The sequence below is a fragment of the Paenibacillus phytohabitans genome, from assembly GCF_013141775.1.
Classification (GTDB): domain Bacteria; phylum Bacillota; class Bacilli; order Paenibacillales; family Paenibacillaceae; genus Paenibacillus_AQ; species Paenibacillus_AQ phytohabitans.
The window spans coordinates 227,397-249,888 of record NZ_WHOB01000059.1 but is presented as its reverse complement, the minus strand read 5'-3'; the positions used below and the strand labels follow the sequence as shown (position 1 = coordinate 249,888).

6 protein-coding genes are annotated in these 22,492 nt (G+C 52.1%); all 6 read left to right on the top strand.

Annotation, left to right across the window (positions count from 1 at the left end; genetic code table 11):
* Positions 1–19 precede the first annotated feature (19 nt).
* The 6 genes from GC101_RS19140 to GC101_RS19115 all read left to right on the top strand — a co-directional run bounded on the left by GC101_RS19140 (position 20) and on the right by GC101_RS19115 (position 21,681).
* Positions 20–7,822 carry an S-layer homology domain-containing protein gene (locus tag GC101_RS19140; RefSeq protein ID WP_171718523.1) on the top strand — a complete coding sequence of 2,601 codons (7,803 nt, stop codon included), beginning with the start codon at positions 20–22 and terminating at the stop codon, positions 7,820–7,822.
* 81 nt (positions 7,823–7,903) lie between these two features.
* The gene (locus GC101_RS19135) at positions 7,904–16,612 is read left to right on the top strand and encodes a chitobiase/beta-hexosaminidase C-terminal domain-containing protein (protein WP_171718522.1); all 8,709 of its coding nucleotides are present in this window, start codon (positions 7,904–7,906) and stop codon (positions 16,610–16,612) included.
* 31 nt (positions 16,613–16,643) lie between these two features.
* Positions 16,644–17,333 (top strand): S1 family peptidase, encoded by a 690-nt coding sequence (locus GC101_RS19130; RefSeq protein ID WP_039303936.1) that lies wholly within the window; start codon positions 16,644–16,646, stop codon positions 17,331–17,333.
* A gap of 161 nt (positions 17,334–17,494) precedes the next feature.
* Positions 17,495–17,857: a response regulator gene (locus GC101_RS19125; RefSeq protein ID WP_171718521.1), complete on the top strand. Its 363-nt coding sequence runs from the start codon at positions 17,495–17,497 to the stop codon at positions 17,855–17,857.
* A gap of 82 nt (positions 17,858–17,939) precedes the next feature.
* Complete coding sequence (locus GC101_RS19120; protein ID WP_171718520.1) at positions 17,940–19,118, top strand: MalY/PatB family protein; 1,179 nt, start codon at positions 17,940–17,942, stop codon at positions 19,116–19,118.
* Positions 19,119–19,377: 259 nt separating this feature from the next.
* Positions 19,378–21,681, top strand: a complete 2,304-nt coding sequence (locus tag GC101_RS19115) for a helix-turn-helix domain-containing protein (RefSeq protein ID WP_171718519.1) — start codon at positions 19,378–19,380, stop codon at positions 21,679–21,681.
* The last annotated feature ends 811 nt before the right edge of the window (positions 21,682–22,492 follow it).

Below are 22,492 nucleotides of genomic sequence, written 5' to 3'. Positions count from 1 at the left end.
AGATAAACAGGGGGAATACATGGTGAAGCTGCTCAAACGCGCTACCGCGCTCATGCTCACAATAATCATGGTATTTCTGTCCACCTCCGAGAGCTTTCATGCGCTTGTGGAGGCGGCCAGCAGTACAAAGACAACTGTTGTAGAGAATAACTTTATTAAGGTTACTGTGGATAATGAAACCGGACGCTACGGGATTCGGACCGTGGATGGCCAGCCCATCCGCAAGAATGACAACAACGTAAACTTGCTGTTCCAGGGAGATGATCCGGAAACGTCGTTCACGACGTTCCGGATTGACGGAACTGATTATATTTACGGGAATAAGTACAAGTTTGACAACAGTCATTATTCAGAGACTACTACACCCAAGGTGGTAGAGAATTCGAATGGCACGAAGCAGCTGGAGATGATCTGGAAGATTAAAGGCGTAGAGATTAAGCAGATTCTGATGCTCTACACCGACAGCAAGGATGCTGTCAATTCCGGAAATGTCAACATCCGCTATGAAGTGAATAACCGGAGCAATGCGCAGGTAGAGATCGGAAGCCGGATCCTGCTGGATACGATGGTCGGCGGCAACGACGGGCCGCAGTTCCAGATTGGAACAGCTTACAAGTCACCGCTGCAGGTAGAGCGGAAGCTGGTGCATAATCCGGAGGATAATGCCGGAATCCCTGAAGAGGACAGAGCTTACTTCAAGATTCCTTCTTACTGGGTAATGCGCGACAAGCTGGATTTGACTAATCCCCAGGCAACCAATGTCGTTGCCTATGGCTTCAATAACTTTGCCGAACAGAACATTAATATTGTGGATGAAATGATTGTCGGTCACTGGAACGGCCTGGCGAATACGAAATGGGATTATGAAGTACATCCCAACCTGGACTTCACCAGAGACACCAATGATTACGGCACGGCGGACTCCGCCGTTGCCTTCTATTGGAACCCGGATAAAGTGGCAGCCGGAGGCTTCCAGAGCTTCGAAACTGTCTATGGACTTGGAGAAATAACTGCTCCGGATAAAGTGTTCTCAATCCGCTATGTAGATCAGGTTCAACAGCTGGCTACGGCTGCGCTGGAACAAGGGGAGACGGTTCCGTCGAAGTACGTGGATAACGGAGTCTTCACGATCACAGCCGAGGTTGAGAATCTGCAAGCCTACAATATGGAGCACTCCAAGATCGAAGTGGAGATGACGCTGGAGAGCGGTCTCAGCTTCGTCAGGCAGGATGAGAGCGGCAAAGACGTCCTGGACGCAAATGGCAAGCCAGTCCTGGAGAATGACCGCAGCAAAATGCTGGAATTCAAAAAGTCAGCCTCTCCTGAGGAAGCTGCATTGGGAATTGAGCCGAAGTACAAGCCGGGTGATGCCATCACTGCGACTTTCCGTGTTCAGGCTAAAGGCAGACCTTGGCCGGTAACGCGGGATTACATGATTTCCGCGAGAAGCCCGGAAACACAGGGCAAGATTGAGGGCATTGAGGATGAAGGCATCAAAGCCCAATATGAGTCGAGCCGTACAAACTTCATTCTGCTGCCGCCGGTAGGCGAAGCAACGGCTACGTATTCATACGCTCTGTCACCGGCAGAGCTGTATAGCTCAGATGTGAAATATCTGACTGTGAATCTGTCGAACATTGAAGCCTATAATACGGGCAATGCAACCACAGCACCGAACTTTGACCTGTACCTCAAGGATCTGGTATCCGGAAGCCGGTACAAGGTGAATGTGCAGGATGCAGTGGTTATGCAGCCTACAGACGATGGTTTCTCAGGTGCCATGCGGATTACTTACCGCGGCGGGGAACGGGTTGATGAAGGCGGCAATGTGCTGGAATCCGGACTGGGACCCGAGCTGCCGCTGGGTGAATACGCAGTGGAGATCGACTATAAAGGCGATGCCGGTGGCGACGAGGAAGTAGCAGCCCTTTACGATATTACTACCCCTCAATCCTTCCTGGTTACAGATAATGATGAGACGCGGATCCGTGAAGCCGGAGTTATGGCTGTGTACAGGGAAGCTGTGGATATCAGCGGCCTCGCGAACGGCGCTTCTGTAAAGGATGACTTGCTGGATCAGCTGAACTCGCTGTTCCCGGGTGAGCCATTTAAGAACGGCTCGTTCCTGTACTCAGCTGTCACCGAGTATAAGAAGACCAAGGCCTTGTTCGGAGCAGCCAGCAAGGCGGTTGATCCTGAATTCGATATCAGTGAATTCATGGATGATGAAGCGCTCAAAGAGACTCCGCTGTATGCCTACAAATTGTTTGCAACAGAAGAGGATTTTGAAGCCTTCCAGGAAGAATCAGAATCCGAGGACCCGGAATTCGACCGTGAGGTTCTGGTTACGGTCCGCGGAATGATCAAGCAGGTCGGCACGGGTGATGAAGAGCAGGTCATCGTGGATACCAAGACAGAACCGGCAATTATTAATGATGCTGTTGCCTATACAGGCAAGGATCTGGCTTTTGTACGCGGCAAGCTGGACATCTTCGGAAACAGCCTTCCGGGCGATCTTCCCTTCCTGGATACCTTGTTCATCAAGGGTGACGGAACGCTCAGTGTAGCGAGCAGCGGCTTCGTCTTCCATAAGGGCGAATGGACGCTTGATTTCTTCAACGGCTTCTCCAAATCCCTTGGAGATGAGAACTACAATCCGTCCAAGGTGGAGACGCCAGAGGATGACGATGAAGAGGAAGAAGGCAGTAAGGAAGATAAAGGAAATGACGGTAATCCGGAAGACGACAGCCAGAACGGCAGTCTGAAATGGGCTATCGGCGGTGTGGGCGACAGACTGAATCCGCTGCGCCAGGTCATGATCGGGGATGTGTACTTCAACAAGCAGTCCTTGTTTGGGGCTCCAAGCTTCGCGATTGACGGCTTTGGCTTCTCCTTCAATGATTTCATTCTGAGAGAGAATGGGATTTCCTTCGGCGGCTCATTGTCCCTGAAGATCATTAACTCAGAAATTAAGAATGTCATATTCAATAGCGCAGGCTTCTATGGCGTAGATGCCTCACTCGGCTTCGATCTGAATCAGGAGATGGGCTTGTTCGGACCGGATAAGAAGAAAGACGCGGATAAGAAGAAAGGTCCGGATGCTCCCAGCGGTAAGGTTACCATCAAACATGCCGTGCAGGGCGGCGGAGTTGGTAATGAATATGGCCTGGAGTTCGCGGCACAGCTGAAGAACATGCTGGGTGTGGAGATTGAATTCTCGCTCAAAAAGGTAAAAGACGGCCGGATTCTTCCGGATGTAATCGCCTTTGGGGCTGAATTGCCGGCTCCGGGTATTATTGTCACCGGTGCAACCTATCTGACCGCTGTACGCGGTGCAGTGCGCGAGCTGGCGGATACCATTGCCGGCGGTACGGCGCAGGACCCGTTCCCGCTGACGATTGAAGCTGGCGTAGGCATGCGGTTCGGGATTGCCCCGGCGTACTTCTTCGGGGATGTTGACCTGACGGTGAAGCGTACCGGCCTCAAGGTGGAAGGACGGCTTGACTTCTCCGCAGACGCAGAAGCTGAGAAGGATGACCGGCTTCCAATGCTCACCAAAGCGCTGCTTGAAGCGCAATGGGTGACTCCATGGTTCGTGCGGGTAGAGGCAGCTATGGATATCGGCGGCTGGGTTATCATCATCGGTAAGGCGGGAATCTTCGTCGGACAGAATCTGGAGAAGAACCGCACTGACTTTGAAGGCTATATCGGCTCCAAAGTACAGATCCCAAATAGTGTACCGGTTGTCGGTGGAATGCCGCTGTCCAGTATGTTCCTCGGGGTCAACAATGATAAGGTATGGGGCAGTATCGGCATTCTCTTCATCTCGCTGGGTATTACCTACTACTGGAGCGGAGGCATAGAGTTCGGTACATCAAGCGATCAGCTGCCGGAAGGTATGATTCATCTCGTAGTGGATGATCCCGATAATGGACCGCGCCTGATGGTTATTGGTGAAGGTGTAGAGACTCTTGCCACTTCGGCCGCCCCTGCTGCTGAGGAAGAGAATCAGGAGATTATCTACCGTGAAGTAGCAGAAGGTGTGAAAATTGTTGAGAACGGATCGGTTAATGTCGGCGTAGGCGGCATTACGGTCAAGAACGGCGGCAGAATCCATGAGATTCATATGGGGGCTGCAACCGGTAATGCCATTATCGAAATGGAATACAGCAGTAAGGATATGCCGGAATTTAAGCTGCAGGATGCAGCGGGCAAGGATTATCCGGTGGTATTCGAAACCTTTGCGAATCCGGACAAGCCTAATCCTAAAGCTAATGCTTTTACACAATATATTCCTGCCAGTGATGTATCACCGGATCCATCCAAGCTTAATGCTGAAGTGGATATCCGCAGAGCTTACATTATTATCCCTGAGAATGAAGCTAAGAAAGGCGGAACCTGGACGCTTACTGCAGTCTCGGCTGTAGAAACCAAGCTGATGAATGTTCCAACCCTGCCTCAGCTCAGCGAAGTAAATCTCGCGAAGGATAGCTCGAATGTCAATAAATTCACGGCATCCTGGAAAGTAGCCAACGCAGCAGAAGGAGATACAGTGAATCTGTACTTGGCTGAAGATGCGGTAACCACTGAAAAGACTATCGTGGAAGGGCAAGAGGTGCTGTCACCGGGAGATCCGGGGATGCTGATTGCCAAAGATGTGCCGGTTGGTGCCGGCGGTTCTGTCAGTGGTGGCATAACCAGCGGCAGTACAGTAATTGATGTAACGAATGTAACGCTGATGGGCAATCCCGAGGATATCCGCGGGCTGCTCAGACAAGGCAATTATTATCTGCGGGCCGAGCTGAAATCCAGCGCTACCTTCGGCACGAAGACTTCACCGCAGCGATTCGAGCTCATTGATCCGCTTGCACCGCAGGTTGTCAGTGATGTCTCGGTTGTACCTGCCGGTAATGGATTGTTCTCACTCTCTTTCAAGCCGGGAGCCAAAAAAGCGGGACATAACGCTTACGAGCATAGCTTCGTCATTGATGCTCAGGTCCAAGTGAACGGCAAGCTGGAGACTTATTCTCCATTTGGCGAAATTTTGTACACCGAAGAAGAACTTCAGCCTTACTGGAATGCAGCAACCGGTAAATATGAAGGTATTCTGATCGGAGGCTGGAAGGCCCTATCCACTTCGGATGAAGTGAATACGACCAGCCTTGAAGGAACGGTTACAGATGTGACCAAGTTGAAGTATACCGGTCTGGAAGTTGGAACGGAGTATGTTGTCGGTGTCACTGCCGCAACAGTTCCAACTGAAGATGCGGACAAGAATCAGAACTATCACTATGCTGAGCACCAGAACAGCAGCAAGAAGCTGCTGCCGGTTCCAAGCCTGCCGAAGCTTACTGTGGCAAGCGGATCTGGTACCGTACAGGATACCGGAAATTACATTAACCTGCTGACCAGTGAAACGAAGCAGAAGCTGACGCTCACTTCAGACCAGTCCAATGTGACGGTGGAGGTCTTTAATGCTGAGAAGTCCATCGGGTCGGTAGCTTTGACGAACAAGGCCGGCGGCGGAAGCCAAGGCGTTCTGAATCTCGACCAGTTCCAGACAGACGGGCCGTTCGCTCTTGAACTGAGAGCCAGAAACATGACGACCAAGGATATTTCGGTCACGATGCTGTATATGACTGTAGATACGATCGCTCCAGTCTTGTATCTTGATCAGCCGGTAACGGGTGAACGTACCGCAAACGGCGCTGTTCATGTAGCAGGAACTACAACAACAGGAACTGTGCTGACAGCGAAATATACAGTGAACCAATTGCAGCCGGATGGCAAATACAAGGAAGTGGAGATTCCTACTACCCTTAAGGTGGACCCGCTGACGGGGGACTTTAATGGAACTGTGGAGATCAAATCCGATGAGCCTTCCGTGGCACTTAACATTGTTGCCTCCGATGAGGCAAAGAATCTGAACACAGCGGTTGTGGTTATCACGAACGCTGGTTACAAGGTTCCTGTAGCACTGGTTTTGAAGGGAATGGAAAAGGACCTGGTGCCAGGGCAGACAGGCAAAGTTCAGGCTTATCTCAAGGTCTCGGATGGACAGGACGAGAATACCGGCAAGCCGAAATTCAAGGATGAGCCAATTGCAGATAAGGATCTGCAGAAATTGACTTATACAGTCGCCGTAGGCGATGCAGTGTCCTTGTCGGCAGAAGGCAGTGTTACGGCGCTTGCCACAGGCTCCAGCTTAATTGAAGCAGAGTATAAGGTGTCCGAGGGTGTAACGCTCAAAGGCATGGTTGCGGCCACAGTAGCCGTACCGAAACCAGAGAAGCTTGGTGCAATTCAAGCCAGCACTTCTTATATTTATGCAGACAGCAGCCGTACCAAGATCACCATTACTTCCTCCGGGGATATGACCGGACAGCAGATTGCGTATAAGGTATATCGTTCCGGCGCCGTGCTGCCGGCCTTCGATGATAATGTCAGCTCTTGGCCGCTCCTTCCGCTGGACGGTATAATCAGCGCTTCTTACGGTGATGTAATCGTGCTCGCTAAGCGGACATCTACCGATAAGCTGGTTAAGGCAGCGGGTCAGGTTACAGCAACTGTATGGTCCAGCAGCGGTGCTGGAACAGGCGGTGGCGGTGGCGGCGGTGGTGGTGGCGGAGCTGCCACACCAGGCGTAGTAGAAGAGCAAGCACCAGATACAGCCGCACAAGTAACTGTTAACGGACAGCCGGTTGTCACAGAATGGAACGGGCTTACAGCGGTAATCCGGATTACCGATAAAGAAGCCGCAGCGGGCAGCGATCTCACGGTTAGTTCCGCAGATCCGGCTGCAAAAGCATTCAGTATCCATGTGGATCAGAGTGTTGTCAAGCAGGCCGTTGCAGCGAAGAAGAAAGTGATTATCGAGGTGCCGATGGGTCGTTTGGTTCTTGAACCTGAGAATCTTTCCGCTGTGAATGGTGAACTTGTGGTGGGCATTGGCCAGAACAGCGCTGCAGATCAGCAGGCCATGAAGACCATAGCCGATCAGCAGGGCTTCACGCTTATGGCCGCAGGACAGGGTGTTACGGTATCGGCTAACCTGCCAGCAGGCAGCTGGACACCGGCACTTGCAGCCAAGATTACCATTCCTTCGCCGCTTGCAGCAAACGAAATTACAGCAATTGTGCTGAAGGATGCAGCCGGTAACTGGACTACTGTGCCATGGAAACTGGACAGCAGCGGTACGGCAGTGAATGTGCAACTGACCGGAGAAGGCAGCCTCTACTTCATCCGCAATCAGAAGACCTTCAAGGATATGCCTGCAGGCTGGGGCAAGGACGGTATTGCAGCAGCCTCCGCCAAGCTGTTCGTATTAGGCAAATCTGCAGATACCTTTGATCCGACCGGCAAAGTGACCCGAGCAGAGTATCCAACGATTCTGTTGCGCGTCGCAGGTCTGATGAACAAGCAGGCACCTTCTGCAGGCTTCAGTGATGTCGGCAGCAGCAGCTGGTATAACCGCAGCGTCTCCATTGCTGCACAGCTGGGTATTGTCACCGGATTCGAAGGCGGCAAGTATGCGCCTCAGGGTACGCTGACACGAATGGAAGCCATGACGATGCTGGGCAGACTGCTCACCCTTGTCAGCCCAGGCAGTGAGATCAGTGATGCAGAAGTAACAGCAATTCTGGCTGGTTTCACCGATAAAGATAAAGTTCCCGCATGGGCAAGACAAGCAGTAGCATTGAGCATCAAGAACGGCATTATCCTTGGGGAAGGCAACAAGGTGAATCCGTCCAGTCCGCTTACGCGTGAACAGGCGGCAGCCATTGCTATCAGACTTGATCAATTGATTACAGCCAAGCAATAACAAGAATGTGCCCGTACCGCCTATTGTGGAGTGCGGGCACACTCTGCTGGGAATTCATAATACTATTTGGGTGGTGTCAAAATGGCTTTGAAGCGGAAATCAATTATAGGGTATTTAATAGCGCTGGCAGTGGTTGTCGTTGCGGCAGTTGCCGGCGGAATCATGGCTAAGGCTGATCCGCAGACCTGGGACAGCATGGCAAAGACCGAATGGTATATATCTACCAATGATACCTTCAAAATTGATAGTGAGGATAAGCTTGCGGGTGTTGCCAAGCTGGTTAATGAAGGCACTGGGAATGGTCTGCAAGGCAAAATTCTTGAAATTACGCGAGACATGGATCTCAAAAACTATCAATGGATTCCCATTGGTACAGCCGAACATCCATTCAAGGGTACTCTGATCACTGAGGGTGGTCTAATCAAGAAAATCTCCAATATGAATGTCGTTACAAATTTGTCCTATCAGGGTCTGGTAGGAAATATGGAGGGCGGGACAGTCGGCGGTCTGACTTTTGAAGAGTCTGGCTCCATCACTGTTACCGGTGTAACCTATGATGTATATGCAGGCTCTGCAGTAGGTAAAATGAGCGGCAGCAGCATCGTTTTCGATATTACCAACAATATCAGTATCAGCACTCACGCTTCTCCGTACCGCTCCTTCACGGGCGGAATTGTCGGAATGGGCGAAGGTATGATCTCTAACTCTATCAACAACGGAACCATTACGGCGCAAGGTTCAGCTGATATCGGCGGGATCCTGGGCTACGGTGAATCCAGAGGCATCATCATCAAAAAAGTGGTCAATAATGCAGCAATTCTCGCACAAGGTACTGACAGTGCCGTTCTCACTGCAGGCGGGATTGCTGGTCATACTACAGGACCGCTTAGTCTGAATGATGAAGATACTCCGATCATCAATAATGCTTCTGTCACCATCGCCGGCGGAAACCGGGTTGTGGCAGGCGGAATTGCCGGTAAAGTGGACAATACCGTAGTATTCTCTAACATGACTACCAATAAGGGTGCAGTTACGGTTAATGCATCTGCGGCAGAAGGCTCGGCAGCCGGAGCGCTTGTAGGAGCAACGGGTGCGGTGGTCAGTCCGGAGGTTGGGATTACGTTTGTAAATACCGCACCGGTAGTGAATAACGGCGGCAAGAATGTATACACAGGAGGAATTGCCGGATACATCGGCAGCAAATTCACCTGGACACATGCTTACATCAACACGCAGCCGATTACAGCTACAGGTACACAAAATGTATCCACTGGCGGATTTGTCGGACATGCTGCAGGCGGACTGGTAACCAGCAACGCTGCAGCAGGGGTGTTTGAGAATAAAGCGCTTGTCTCGGTTAACGGAGGAACAGGAATCTATACTGGCGGGATTGCCGGTTATGATGCCGGCGGGAATATAGGCCAGGCCTCCTCCACAGGTGCACTGAATGTAAAAGGTACAGCGGATGTATACACCGGCGGTATCGTAGGGTATGAAGCCGGCGGAACGATTACATCATCAGTAACCGGCAAAACCGCAAGCGATCTTCTGGCGATAACTTCAGATGGTACAATCGGCGGAATCGCCGGTTATCTGGAAGGTACCCTGAATGATTCTTCTGTTAAATATGCAACACTGCAGGTAACTTCTGCAGGCGGGATTGCCGGGGGGGTTGCCGGTAATGCACAAGGAACCATGAACAACATCACTGCCGGAGATGCTTCCTCGGCAAGCTACAGCACGTTAATTCTGAAAGCTGTGGTAGCTGCTCCGGCAGACGGCCAGGATAACATCACGTTCGGCGGACTTGTAGGCGTGAACACTAAGCCTCTGGTTCTGACGGGCGGTAAGGCTGCCCGGATCAGCTTCCTGAATGAGGCCGGCAAAAGCGGATATACCATCGGCGGCGCAGCCGGTAAGCTTACAGCGGATGCGGTAATCGGCACTGTCACCGTGCCTGCGGAAGTACAGGATTTGCTGGTTGAACTGAAGGCCGACAAGGTCAGCTTCGGCGGCGGCGCAGGGCATAACTCGGCTGCCCAGTTCAACGGACACACGAGCCGTACTGAAATTAAAGCTACAGGTGCTTCGGTAAAAGCTGGCGGAATGTTCGGTGAGAACCATTCGGCAGCAGCGGCTCCGTTCAATCATGCGGAGAATGTAGTCATCACTTCAACGGGTGCGGATAACGTACTCGGCGGTAATACCGGTCTCAATACCGGTCAACTGGTTAACGCTACCGTTACCCGCCTGTCTATTGAGGCGAATGGTGTACGTGCTGAAGCCGGCGGGATTGCCGGACATTCGGAAGGACCGGCAGCTCCTGCTGACCGGGCGGGAATGAAGTCAGCTGTGCTGAATGTTCCCGGGTATGACCCGATGATTACGCTGACTGCTGTGGAATCCAAAGCAGGAGCGATCGTAGGGGCTGCGAAAACTACGGATATTACTAATCCGGAGGTGAACGCAGTGGATGACGCGCAGGTGTTCATTCAAGCGCAGGCAGCTAAACCGTCTGTCGGCGGCTTGGCAGGTACACTTGAGAACAGCGCTATCTACAGTGACAGCAAAATAGTGAACTTGGAAAACATGTTGATTCTGGTAGCGCCAGCCGCTACAGATGCCTATATTGGCGGTATTGTCGGCTACAATGAAGCCTCCAAGCTTGACCGTCTGGTAGGTACAACGGTTAATCTGACGATTAATGCACCACGTGCTACTGCAGGCGGGGTGGCAGGGTACAACCACGGTAGTTCTTCAGGAATTATTGCGAACAGTTATATAAGTGCTCTGAATCTGAAGGCTAACGCCGGAGCAGTTTCATCTTATATCGGGGGGATTGTAGGCTTGAATGATGCCCAGACAATTGATCCCGTATTGAATCCGGCCACAGCGGTTAGTACGATTCAGAATACGCGCACACTTGGTACTGTATCCGCTGTTTCACCTACTGCAATCGTGGGCGGGATGGTCGGCGAGAACCGCACTCTGATTGCCAATAACAGCATTACTGATAAAATCACAGTAATCTCCAGAGGCAATTCTTCCATCATCGGCGGCTTGGCCGGGGTGAACACGGCATCAGGAACTCTCTACTATACGTACTCCAATGCCAACTTGACCATTGAGGGTGTAGGCACACTGGCTGGCGGCTTGGCTGGTGAGAATGCAGGGGCAGTACTCGGCTCCTATGTAGATATCGATGTTACAGGCAATGCAACTGGAACAGCAAGCGGTTCGGTCTACCTGGGCGGACTGATCGGCAGAAACACAGCCGGTACGGTGGAGCAATCTTATACCTCCTCCAAGGTTACGGCAAACGGCGTATATACGAATGTTGGCGGTCTGGTCGGGGAACACTCCGGCGGTACCATCAAGAACTCTTATGTAGCCAAAAGTGTAGCAGCTGCCAAAGCCAATTCTTACGTTGGCGGTTTCATCGGCAGAATAACTAACGGTAAAGTGAACAATGTATACTCGGCGGCGGAAGTTACTGCTGGTTCGGGCGCTTATGCCGGCGGCTTCGCCGGACGTTATGACAATGCAAGCAAAGAGCTGCTCTACAAGTCTTATTACATTAAAGATGAAGCGCTCAACATCAACTCTGACCTGCCTGATTTCGCAGAGGGCAATCACCGCTGGCTGAATGTGCATGTGCGGCTGACTACGATCCTCTCGGAAACGCTGAAGGACAGAACGGTCTTCCCGGGCTTGTCAGGCTGGGACTTTGAAGGCGCATGGAAATACGGCTCGCTTAACGCAGTATACCAATATCCTGAAGTAAACCGTGCAGCCAATACCGGCGGTGATATCGGCAATGATGTTAATGCCAATATCAACTGGTACATGAAGGATAAGGATGCTATCAACTTCCAGATTACTACGGAAGCAGAGCTTGCCGGTCTGGCAGCAATTGTCAACGGCACGATTGCCGGAGCGGACAAATTCGACTTCACGGACAGAACGGTGACGATCATGAATCCGATCCATATCCAGTCCAAGCAGTGGGTGCCGATCGGCAACAAGGAAGCCAATCCTTTTGAAGGAACCTTCGAAGGAAACAATCACTTGATCGATGGCTTAACCTTGCAGCCGGTGTACACTCATTCCGGATTGTTCGGAGTCATCGGTACGAAGGCGATCGTCCAGAATATCAATCTGGAGCCGCTCTCTGTTGCCGGCAACCAGTATACCGGAGTCCTTGCCGGGATGAACCTGGGTACAGTGAACAATGTGGATCTTAAGCTGCTTGGCGGCGTGAAGGTCAGCGGCGGAATTGTCGGGGGGATGATCGGCAGCAACTCAGGCAGTATTACCGGACTCCACCTTACGCTGGACGGCGGAAGCCGGATTGAGACGGTTGCTGACCACGGCATTGCCGGTGGACTGATAGGTGAGAATACAGCAGATTTCACAACCGGGACTTATACCATTAAGGATATAGACGGAAGCACCGGCAGCGCTGCTGATCATGCGATTGTCGGCGGACTTATCGGAGTCCAGACGGGCGATGTAACAGGTCTTGAGCATGAAGTGAATTCGCGTTACCGGGTTTCGGCTACGGGGATGGAATCCACTGTCGGCGGACTCATTGGCCAATTCACCTCGGGCCAGGCGAAGGATATTACGCTGACCTTCGCTGATGGAACGCTTGAAGCACGCGGACTCGGCTCGATTCTCGGCGGCATCATCGGCCAATCGGATGCCGGAAACAGCATCAGCAATGTCACAGTGACAGGCTTCGGAAGCGGTGTGCAGTTGACCGCCAACGGTACTGCCGGTGGTGTTGTAGGTGTTAAAGAAGGCAAGCTGGGCGGAATGTTGGCCCGGTCCATTGATCCGGGAAACAGCTTTGACATTGAACATGCAGCAGTTGAAGGCGTAAAGCTGTCTACTACGGGCGACAGCCTGAAGGCTGTTATCGGGGGGATTGCCGGATCGGCTGTCCATACGGCGATCCATGATGTCCGGTTCAATGCTTCTCTGCAGGCCGCAGGTGAAGCCATTACTGCGGGAGGTATCCTGGGAGAGAGTGTGAATTCTATCCTGTACCATGCAGATGCATCACCTGATCTTCAGGTTGCAGCGAAGAACGGCGATGCAGCAGTCGGCGGGATTGCCGGAACGGTCTCTGCGGATGATATCCACCGGGGCTATGATTTCGGCAAAGCCTATCCGCTGTACAGCGGCATTTACATTGCCAAAGTTCAAAGCGGCAAGATAACGGTCACTGGAGCAGACAATAGTGCTGATCTCTATGTGGGCGGTGTGGCAGGCAAGAACGACAATGCCTCAATCTATAGTTCTGAGGTTGCTTCCGGGCTGAATGTAACCGGCGGCAACACAGTAAATGCAGGCGGAGTTGCCGGATACAGCAGCGGTATCATTGTAGATACCATCGTGAAGACCGGTCTGCATGCGGATACCAGCAGAGTGTATAATGCCGGCGGACTTGTCGGCTGGGGATCAGGCGGCGAGATTCATTACAGCAAGGTGATCGCCGGATCTGGACAAGCTCTGACGGTTGGCACAGCGTTAACGCTGGGTCAATCTGTACCGGCGACACATGCCGGCGGGGTAATCGGTATGGGGGATACTATCAAAATTACGCATACCCATACGGATATTCCGGTACAAATCACCGATACCAATCAGGACAATACCATCTATGCGGGCGGTTTTGCCGGACTTCTGGGTGATAATGGTACGCTTGCGGGACAAATTCAGAAATCCTATGCAGCAGGCCAGCTGAATGTCAACGGCAGATTAGGCTCTTATGTCGGCGGCTTCGCGGGTTCTGTAGATCATTATTCGATTACGGACTCTTATGCTTCCGGTGACATCAGCAATACCGGCTTCGACACACGCAGCGGCGGTTTCGCAGCAGCGGTGGAGAGAAGCGGCAGCATCAGCAATTCTTACGCATTGCAGAACAAGATTTCTACAGTCGGAGTGAAGTCTTCGACCCGTTCTTACAACGGCGGCTTTGCCGGTTATAATGACGGGACTCTGACAGGCGTCTATGCCAATGTTCCGGAGATTTCCGTTAATGTAGCAGGCAATAACGTCTCTACAGGCGCACTGGTCGGCTATAACTTCCGGGACGGCAAAATTTCCGGTTCATCGTATACGACAGGTACGCTTACGGCAGGACTGAAGGCAGTAGGCCACAATGCAGGTGCGGCAGCTGGCGCTGTGAGTTCAGCAGCGGTTAATCCGCTCAGCTCAGGCACATGGATTATGGATTATGATACCTCCTTCCTGAACGAACTGACAGACGGAACAATCACGGTTCAGACTCCGCTGCAGCTCTCGGGTGCAGTCATGTTCTATAACGAGACAGGCCTGAATTATTACAAGCTGTTCAACAGAACAGCTGACGACAAACCGGAGCTGGCAACCATCCTGCTTGGGGCGGATATTAATCTTGCCGGAAGCACTTGGACCGCATTCGACAGCTTTAAGGGAGTATTTGACGGTCAAGGCTATACGATCAGCGGACTTTCACTGATAACCCCAGAGCAGCAGACGGCCGGATTCATAAAAGAAAACCATGGCCAGATTCTGAATGTTAACTTTACCGGAGCGGATATTTCCGGCGCAGTAAATTCCGGTATTGCTGCAGGGATCAATCACACAGGTGCAGTAATCCGCAAGGTTAACGTCAGTGGTTCTGTAGCTGGCAGTGCCACGGCAGGCGGAGCCGCAGGTGTGAATCTAGGCCTCATTGAGAAGGCTGCTAATGACGGAGTGACTCTTTCGGGACAAGGCCGTAAAGGCGGAATTGCCGGACGCAACGCCGGAGTGATTCACCAGGCAGTGTCCAAAGGCAATATTGATGTTACTGCCACACTGGCAACCGGCGGCATCGCTGGTGAGAACAGTGCGGAAGGTACAATTTCAGAGTCGATTGTCTATGGCGATATCCATGTGGCTTCGGCCCAGGCTATAGCCGGAGGGATCAGCGGTCTGAACGCGGGAGAGATCAAGAACAGCTATTCTGCCGGTGCCATTTACGCAGAAGGAATGTCTACAGCATGGGCTGGCGGTATCGCCGGTCTGGCGGAGAGCGGAGTGATTACTTCTTCCCTGAATACCGGAGAAGTGAAAGCTGGAGTGAAAGGCAAAATTCTTCCGCTGCAGGCCTTCTTCGGAGGGATTGCCGGACAGAAGTCTGATCATGCAACCATCAGCCAATCCTTGTTCAACAGACAAATGCTGAAGAATAATATCGCCTTCTACAATCTGGATGGCCAAGCAGTGGCTGGCAACAGCAGCAGTGCAATGGGGCTGCTTGGCACAGAGCTTACCAGCCCGAATCTTCCAGCAGGTCTGGATGCCGGAATCTGGACAGCACAGAACACCTTCTATCCGGTACTTCTGGCCTTTGACGGAACAGAAGAAGGAACTCTTGCTTCAGCGGCCGTAATACTGAACCCGCAGGATCTGATTAACCGTGTAGGTTCAGCATTCAGCTTGAGCGGCAGCGGAGCACTGGTATGGAGTGCAGATCCGTCCAAGGCAGATGTGAACGGTGCTGCAGGAAACTTGAAACAGGGCGGCAGCGCAGTACTGAAGGCAACAGCCGGAGGACAGAGCAGAAGCATTACAGTTAATGCGGCTGCACTGCAATACCCTGGCTCGGCAGCTGCACCAACTGCAACACCTGCGGAGTTGAGCTTCTCGACGGAAGTGAAAGTAGAGCTGACAACAGCGGAGCCGGGCGGCCAAATTTATTACACGCTCGACGGCACAGATCCTACGGAAGCTTCCCAGCTATACAGCGAAGCGATTGTGCTGAAGGACAAGACGACTGTTAAAGCCATCACCATTGTTCCGGGTAAAGAATACAGCAAGGTATCGGCCTGGACCTGGACGCTATTAGTTTCCAGCGGTGGTGGAGGCGGCGGTGGCGGTGGCGGTGGCGGTGCAGTTGTGCCGACCCCAACACCAACTCCTGTTCCGGTGATTACCGCTATTGCCGGTACTACGACGGTGAATGGAGACAGTGAAGCTCCAGTGAAGATTGCCAAGAACAGCAAGCTGAAGCTGACCGCTCCGGAAGGGCAGACGATCTACTATACAACGGACGGAAGCACGCCGACAGTAAACAGCGCGAAATATACCGGTGAGCTGTTGATTACCAAGACCATGACGATCAAAATGATCACAGATAAAGATGATACTGTGACTACCATTGAGTATGTAGTGGAGAATGCCAAATACAGCCTGAAGAGCAATGCGGGAGAAATTAAGTACATCGCTGCTTATCCGAATGGTTTGTTTATGCCTAATGCAGCCATTACCAGATATGAGCTGATCCAATCCCTTGCTCCGCTGCTGGATATGGAAGACGTGAATGTAGGAAACCTGTTCAATGATGTAAGTGCAGGCAACGAGGCTTTGACCGGATTCTTCGCTTCGGCAGGCATTATTGAAGGCTATCCGGACGGCGGCTTCGGCGGAACGAAGGGCTTAACGAGAGCCGAGTTCTCCAAGATCATGACTACAGTGCTGAAGCTGGATGTTACAGATACCGGAGTTACGAAGCAATCGGATCTGAAGGGCCACTGGTCAGAGAATTATGTGAATGCCCTGTCCAAAGCAGGTTATGTGCAAGGCTTCCCTGACGGCACATTTAAACCGGGATCACCGATTACCCGTGCTCAGGCTGTAGTGCTGATCAACCGGATTGCCGGTACGAAGAAGCTGGCTGTAACAGCAGTACGCTTCAAGGATCTTCCGGCAACACACTGGGCTTACAAAGATATCATGTCGGTTGTGCAATAATTTGTAATTCTTTTATGAAGGAGATTGGCGGATGAAAACAAAACTGCTTGCCGTAAGCCTGATCTTCTCGTTGATCTCGGCAGTGCTCTTCTATTCAGGCACTACCAGCGCCGATACACCAAGTGTGTATAACGCTGAACAGAGCTACGGAATTGCGAATGAAGCCATGTTCTATCTGCGGGTACTCAAAAGTGACGGTACCGCAAGTTCCACGGGGACAGGAATTATCCTGTCTCCGGCCGGAACAGCGGCAACGGCGTATCACGTGGTCAAAGGCGCGGAGCGGATGGAAGGGGTGATGGCGGATGGAAGTATTATCAGTCCGATCAAAGTCACGAAATTCGATGAGCTTAAGGATGTGGCTGTCCTTGAACTGCCGAGTCCTGCTGCTATGAAGCAGAAGGGCAATGCATATGCATATCTTCCTCTGCGCAAAGACGTGCTGAAGCATGGAGAAGCTGTATTCGCACTGGGCTATCCGCTTAAGAATACAGCGATCATCACCGAAGGAATTGTCAACACGCCTGCTGCGGAGATCAATGGAAGAAGCCGGATTCTGACTTCGGCCCAGGTGGCAAGCGGGATGTCCGGAGGTCCGTTGCTGGATACACATGGCCAGCTTGCGGGAATTATCTCCGGTTCTCTGCGGACCATGAACAACATTCATCTGGTTGTAAATATGGAGGATCTGCGCAGCCTGCTGCCGGCGTCCTTCAAGTAAAGTTCACTTCAGAAGCAGCTCAGACAACAATGAAGGCTGCAAAATAATAATAACAATGGCTGTCCTCTGACGTTTGGAGCAAACGGGGGGACAGCACTTTTTTTAGACACCTGTACCGATAGACTGCGTAATTCACCCGTCCGGAAGGAGGAGGAACCCGAGTGATCAAGGCATTTCTGCTGGATATGAACCAGAAGGATCTCTATAAGCTGTCTTCCATGCTGCAGCATACAGGCAAGGTGAATGTGATTGGAATGTCGGCCTATCCCGAGAACGTCGTGGACAAAATTGTCCTGCTGCAGCCGGATGTGCTGTTCCTGGATCTTCAACTGCCCGGCCAGCAGGGAATAGTTGTAGCCGAACGTGTAAAAAAGAAGCTGCCGGATATTCAGATTGTGATTGTCACCGAGAGCAAACAGCATGCCCTATGGGCCTTCGACCAAGACATTGTGGATTATGTGCTGAAGCCCCTGGAGGAGGTCCGCCTGGGCCAGTCACTCGAACGGCTGCATAAGGGAAGCTGAAGCGCCAGACTGAATCAGGATGCCGGAAGGCTCTCTCCATGTTACAATAAACGGACAAGCAGAAAGGATGGGGTGATTTTAGTTGAAGTATGATTTTAACCGTATCATTGACCGCCGCAATACCCGCTCATACAAATGGGACCAGTCCGAGAAGCTGTTCGGAGACAAGGAGATTCTTCCGCTTTGGGTCGCGGATATGGACTTTGAGAGTCCCCCTGCCGTGAAGGAAGCGATTCTGCGCCGTGTACAGGAAGGGGTGTACGGCTATAGTGTGACGAGTGACTCCTACAAGGAGGCGATTGCCGGGTGGTACCGCAGCCGTCATGACTGGGAGATTCAGAAGGAATGGATCACCGATTCTCCGGGAATTGTGACCTCGCTCAGCCTGTCCGTAGAGCTGTTCAGCCAGCCGGGAGATCAGGTGATTCTGCAGTCGCCGGTCTACTATCCTTTCTATGATGTAATCCGGATGAATGACCGCAAGGTGGCGATTAACCCGCTGAAGCTGGAAGAAGGCCATTATGTTATGGATTATATCCAGCTTGAAGAGCTGATGGCCGGCGGCGCCAAGCTGCTGCTGCTGTGCAGTCCGCATAATCCTGGCGGCAGAGTGTGGGAGCGGGAAGAGCTGCTGCGTCTTGGTGAGCTGTGCCTGCGGTATGGTGTAACGGTAATCTCGGATGAGATCCATTGCGATATGGCAATGCCGGGCTACAAGCATATCCCGTTTGCGTCCCTGTCGCCGGAGCTGTCGGATATTACACTGACTACGCTGGCAGCGACCAAAACCTTCAATCTGCCGGGCCTGCAAACTTCGTATATCGTAACCTCTAGTCCCGAGCTGAAGCGGAAATTCGAGTACAAGCTGAAGGCACTCAGTCTGCATATGTCGGCATTCTTCACGCCGGAGGCGGTTGAGGCGGCTTATAATGAAGGCGGAGAATGGCTGGATGAGCTGGTGCAGCATATCAGCGGCAATGCGGAGTATGCCATCAGCTACCTCGCAGAGCATTTGCCACAGGTGAAGCCAATGAAACCCGAAGCTACCTATCTGCTGTGGATCGATTGCCGGGCCCTGGGGCTGGATGCGGACGGACTCAAGAACCTGATGTACCGCGAGGCCAAGGTGGCTTTTAACGAAGGCTCTGTCTTCGGAACGGAAGGACAAGGCCATCTGCGCATCAATCTGGCCTGTCCGCGTTCCGTTCTTGCCGAAGCGCTGGAGCGGTTCACTCAGGCTGCTGCCCCTTATGTGAAATAAGTTATTTCCCGTCAATAATTATGCTCAATTTAATGACCGCCGTCTCTTCTTGAACGTTACGTTCGAGGGAGACGGCGGTTTTTTTGCGGATACAGCATGAATATTAGTTCGAAAGACAAAAAGTGTAATACCTAAAATTGAATCGAAATGTTATAATAAATGACATGATAATTGGTTTTGTCTTTTTTTTCGACAGTAATTTCACTTGAGGTTAAGTAATCTTACATCAATGGGGGTTGAGAAAGGAGGGACAGCAGCCATGCGGTTTGCGAAGTGGCCGGAACAGCAGCATCTGTTCGTGCGTTTGATGATTCCTTATATTTCATTCATGGTTTTTGCCTTATGCCTTGGGGGACTCTTCTATAAGCTGACCTATGATGTCGTCAAGGATGAAGTGACCGGCAGCAATATGCAGCTCCTGGATCAGGTTAAAGAGACAATGGATATCAGGCTATCCGAGATTAATACAATTGCCCTGCAGCTGCTGAATGATCCGATGGTACTGAGCTTTGCCCGTGTCAGTGATCCGTTCAGCAGCACAAGAACCTACAAGGTTCTGGAAACCCAGAAGAATCTGTACAGCTATAATACCTCGAATAATTTCGTGCTGGATTATTATCTGATTTTTAAGAACAGCAATTTGGCGTTATCCTCCAATTCCACTTATGAGCTACCCGCTTTCTACAACTATGTGCTCTCCAATACCGGGACCGATTATGAAACCTGGCGGAGTGATCTGTTCAGTACCTACCGCAACCGTGAGGTGATGGCCTCGGGGTCCACGCAATATCAGGGCAAATCCTATGACATGCTTACCTATGTGCAGTCACTTGGCTATCCGGGCTCCATTCAGGGGGCGCTGGTCATACTCGTGGATAACCGTAAGCTGAAGTCGCTGCTCTCGGGGGTTGATGTGTCCGATGGCGGCTGGGTCTCGATTATCGACAATGAAGGCCGTGTAGTCAGCGCATTGTCCGGGGATGGAACGATTCCTGATCTGGACCCTGCGGCATATCCGGCGGATTCCGGAATTATTGAGGCTTCGGGCAAGACGAACGATATGATGGTGACCTATACCAAGTCTTCTTATAATAAATGGTCCTACGTGGTAGCTCAGCCGCCTCATGTGGTTCTGGGCAAGGTCCTGTCGATCAAAAAAATTACTATAATCGTCGTCCTGGCGTTTCTGCTGGTCGGCTTGTTCCTGGCCTATCTGTTCGCTACCCGCAGCGGCAAACCCCTGGTCAGAATCCTCTCGACGCTTACAGAACGGCCCAGCGGCAAACAGCCCCGGCGTCCGAAGGATATGTACGGCTTCATCCAGAATTCCCTGTCCACCCTCATTGATAACAATGCGGCACTTCAGGATGAGATTGAGCGGCAGGCTCCGCTGCTGCGGGAGAGCTTCTATGAGCGGCTGCTGAAGGGGGAATTCCTGAATGAGAACGAGATCGACACGCTGCTTCGGCACCAGCATATTGAGATAGCTGGCGAATCCTATGCGGTCGGCATTCTTCATTTCCGCGGGGGAACCCGGGGGATTAACGCCGATGCGCTGCGCAAGCTGGACGTCGAAAGAGTGCTGATCAAGGAAGCGCTGCGGCTGGCGCTGGGTGAAAGCTACTATGTGCATGATGTCGCTGAAGACAAAATCGCCATCCTGTTCGTGGATACAGCCGGGGACAGCATCCGGTTCCGGCGGATGATCGAAGGGGCGATCGCAGGTACCGCAGCGGAGATCGGGGAACGGCTCGCTTTGGGTCTGTATTTCGCGATCGGCGGCTTCCGCGCTTCGCTGCTGGATGTGTCCGGTTCTTATGAGGAGGCGCGCCAGTCCCTGTCGTCGGTTACCTATGAGGAAATTGTGCAGACAGCCTGGTTCTATGACCTGCCAAGCGAGAACAGCCTGTTCTATTTCCCCGGCGAGGTGGAGAACCGGCTGAGCAATTACACCAAGGCAGGTGAATCCGGGGAGCTCCGGAGGCTGCTGGATTCATTGTATCAGGAGAATTTCCAGCAGCGGCATTTGCCGCTGGCGATGCAGCAGCTCTTTTGCTGCGAGATGATTAGCTGTCTGGTGAAGCTGCAGGAGCAGCTGATGCTGCAATACCCGGAGGAGGTAAGCAGTCTGCTGCTGCAGTTGAACGCTACGGAGAATCTGCGCGAGGTCTACCGGAGTGCGGCGGATATCTTCCTCTCCATGAGCGAAGAAGCCGATCACCGCAAGAAGAGCCGCAATGTCAAGCTGATTGACTCCATTCTCGTCTATATTCAGGAGCAGTTCGGGCAGGCCAATCTCAGTCTGGACGCTGTAGCTGAGCATATGAACATCTCAAAGGGGTACATGTCGCAGTTCTTCAAGGAGCAGACGGGAACGAACTTCTCCGAATATCTGGAGCAGCTCCGCATGACTGAAGCCAAGGCGCTGCTGGCCAACACCGGCCTGCCCATCCGCGACATCGCGGAGCAGGTCGGCTATCATTCCACGAACACCTTCTGCCGGGCCTTCAAAAGAGGCAGCGGACTCAGCGCCACCGCCTTCCGCGAATCCGCAGCCGGGTGAGGGGGAGTTCGCAACCAAATGATAGAGTAGCTCGCAGCGGGATGAGAGTACAGTTCGGAGCAGGATGATAGTACAGTTCGCAACCGGATAACGGTGCGGTTCAAATTCATCAATTTCATACGAAGGCTGGGACGAGGTCCTGGCCTTTTTTGATATAGGGAGATATAGTTACGCGCCGGATGAGCCTTCTAATTATCGTTGGGTAGGGGGGCGGAATGAAAGGGATAAATCCCACTAAATGCGGCTGGAGCGGGAAAATTGGGCGGAATGAGAGGGATAAATCCCACTAAATGTGGCTGGAGCGGGGGAATTGACGAAATGAAAGGGATAAATCCCACTAAATGTGGCTGGATTGGGCTAGTTGGGCGGAATGAGGCTAAAGCGGGCGAGTTGGGCGGAAATGAGGGGCATAAGTGCCCCTGAATGTGACTGAGGCGGGCAAGTTGGCGGAATGAGGGGCATAAGTGCCCCCATTTGTGGCTGAAGCGGGCGATTTCACCTCATGCCGCCCATTTGCACGATAACGTTTATACCGCCGCTTTCCCGATCGCCGCCTCTAATCCCCTGACCGAGCGGGTTGCAGCACGCACAAAATCATATTTTCTATGTTATATAACCTAACTCAATTGTAATCCTAAATATTGATTAAATCCTTCTAAATGGTAAAAAAACGCCCAATTCTACTCAAATGCACACAAAACCGGCAACTGCAAAGGCAGATTTCTTAACAAAAGGCGATGAAATGGCGGATTTACAATTTACGTTCCCCGCTCACCCGGCCTATGCTGTGGTTACACGGAAGACACACGAA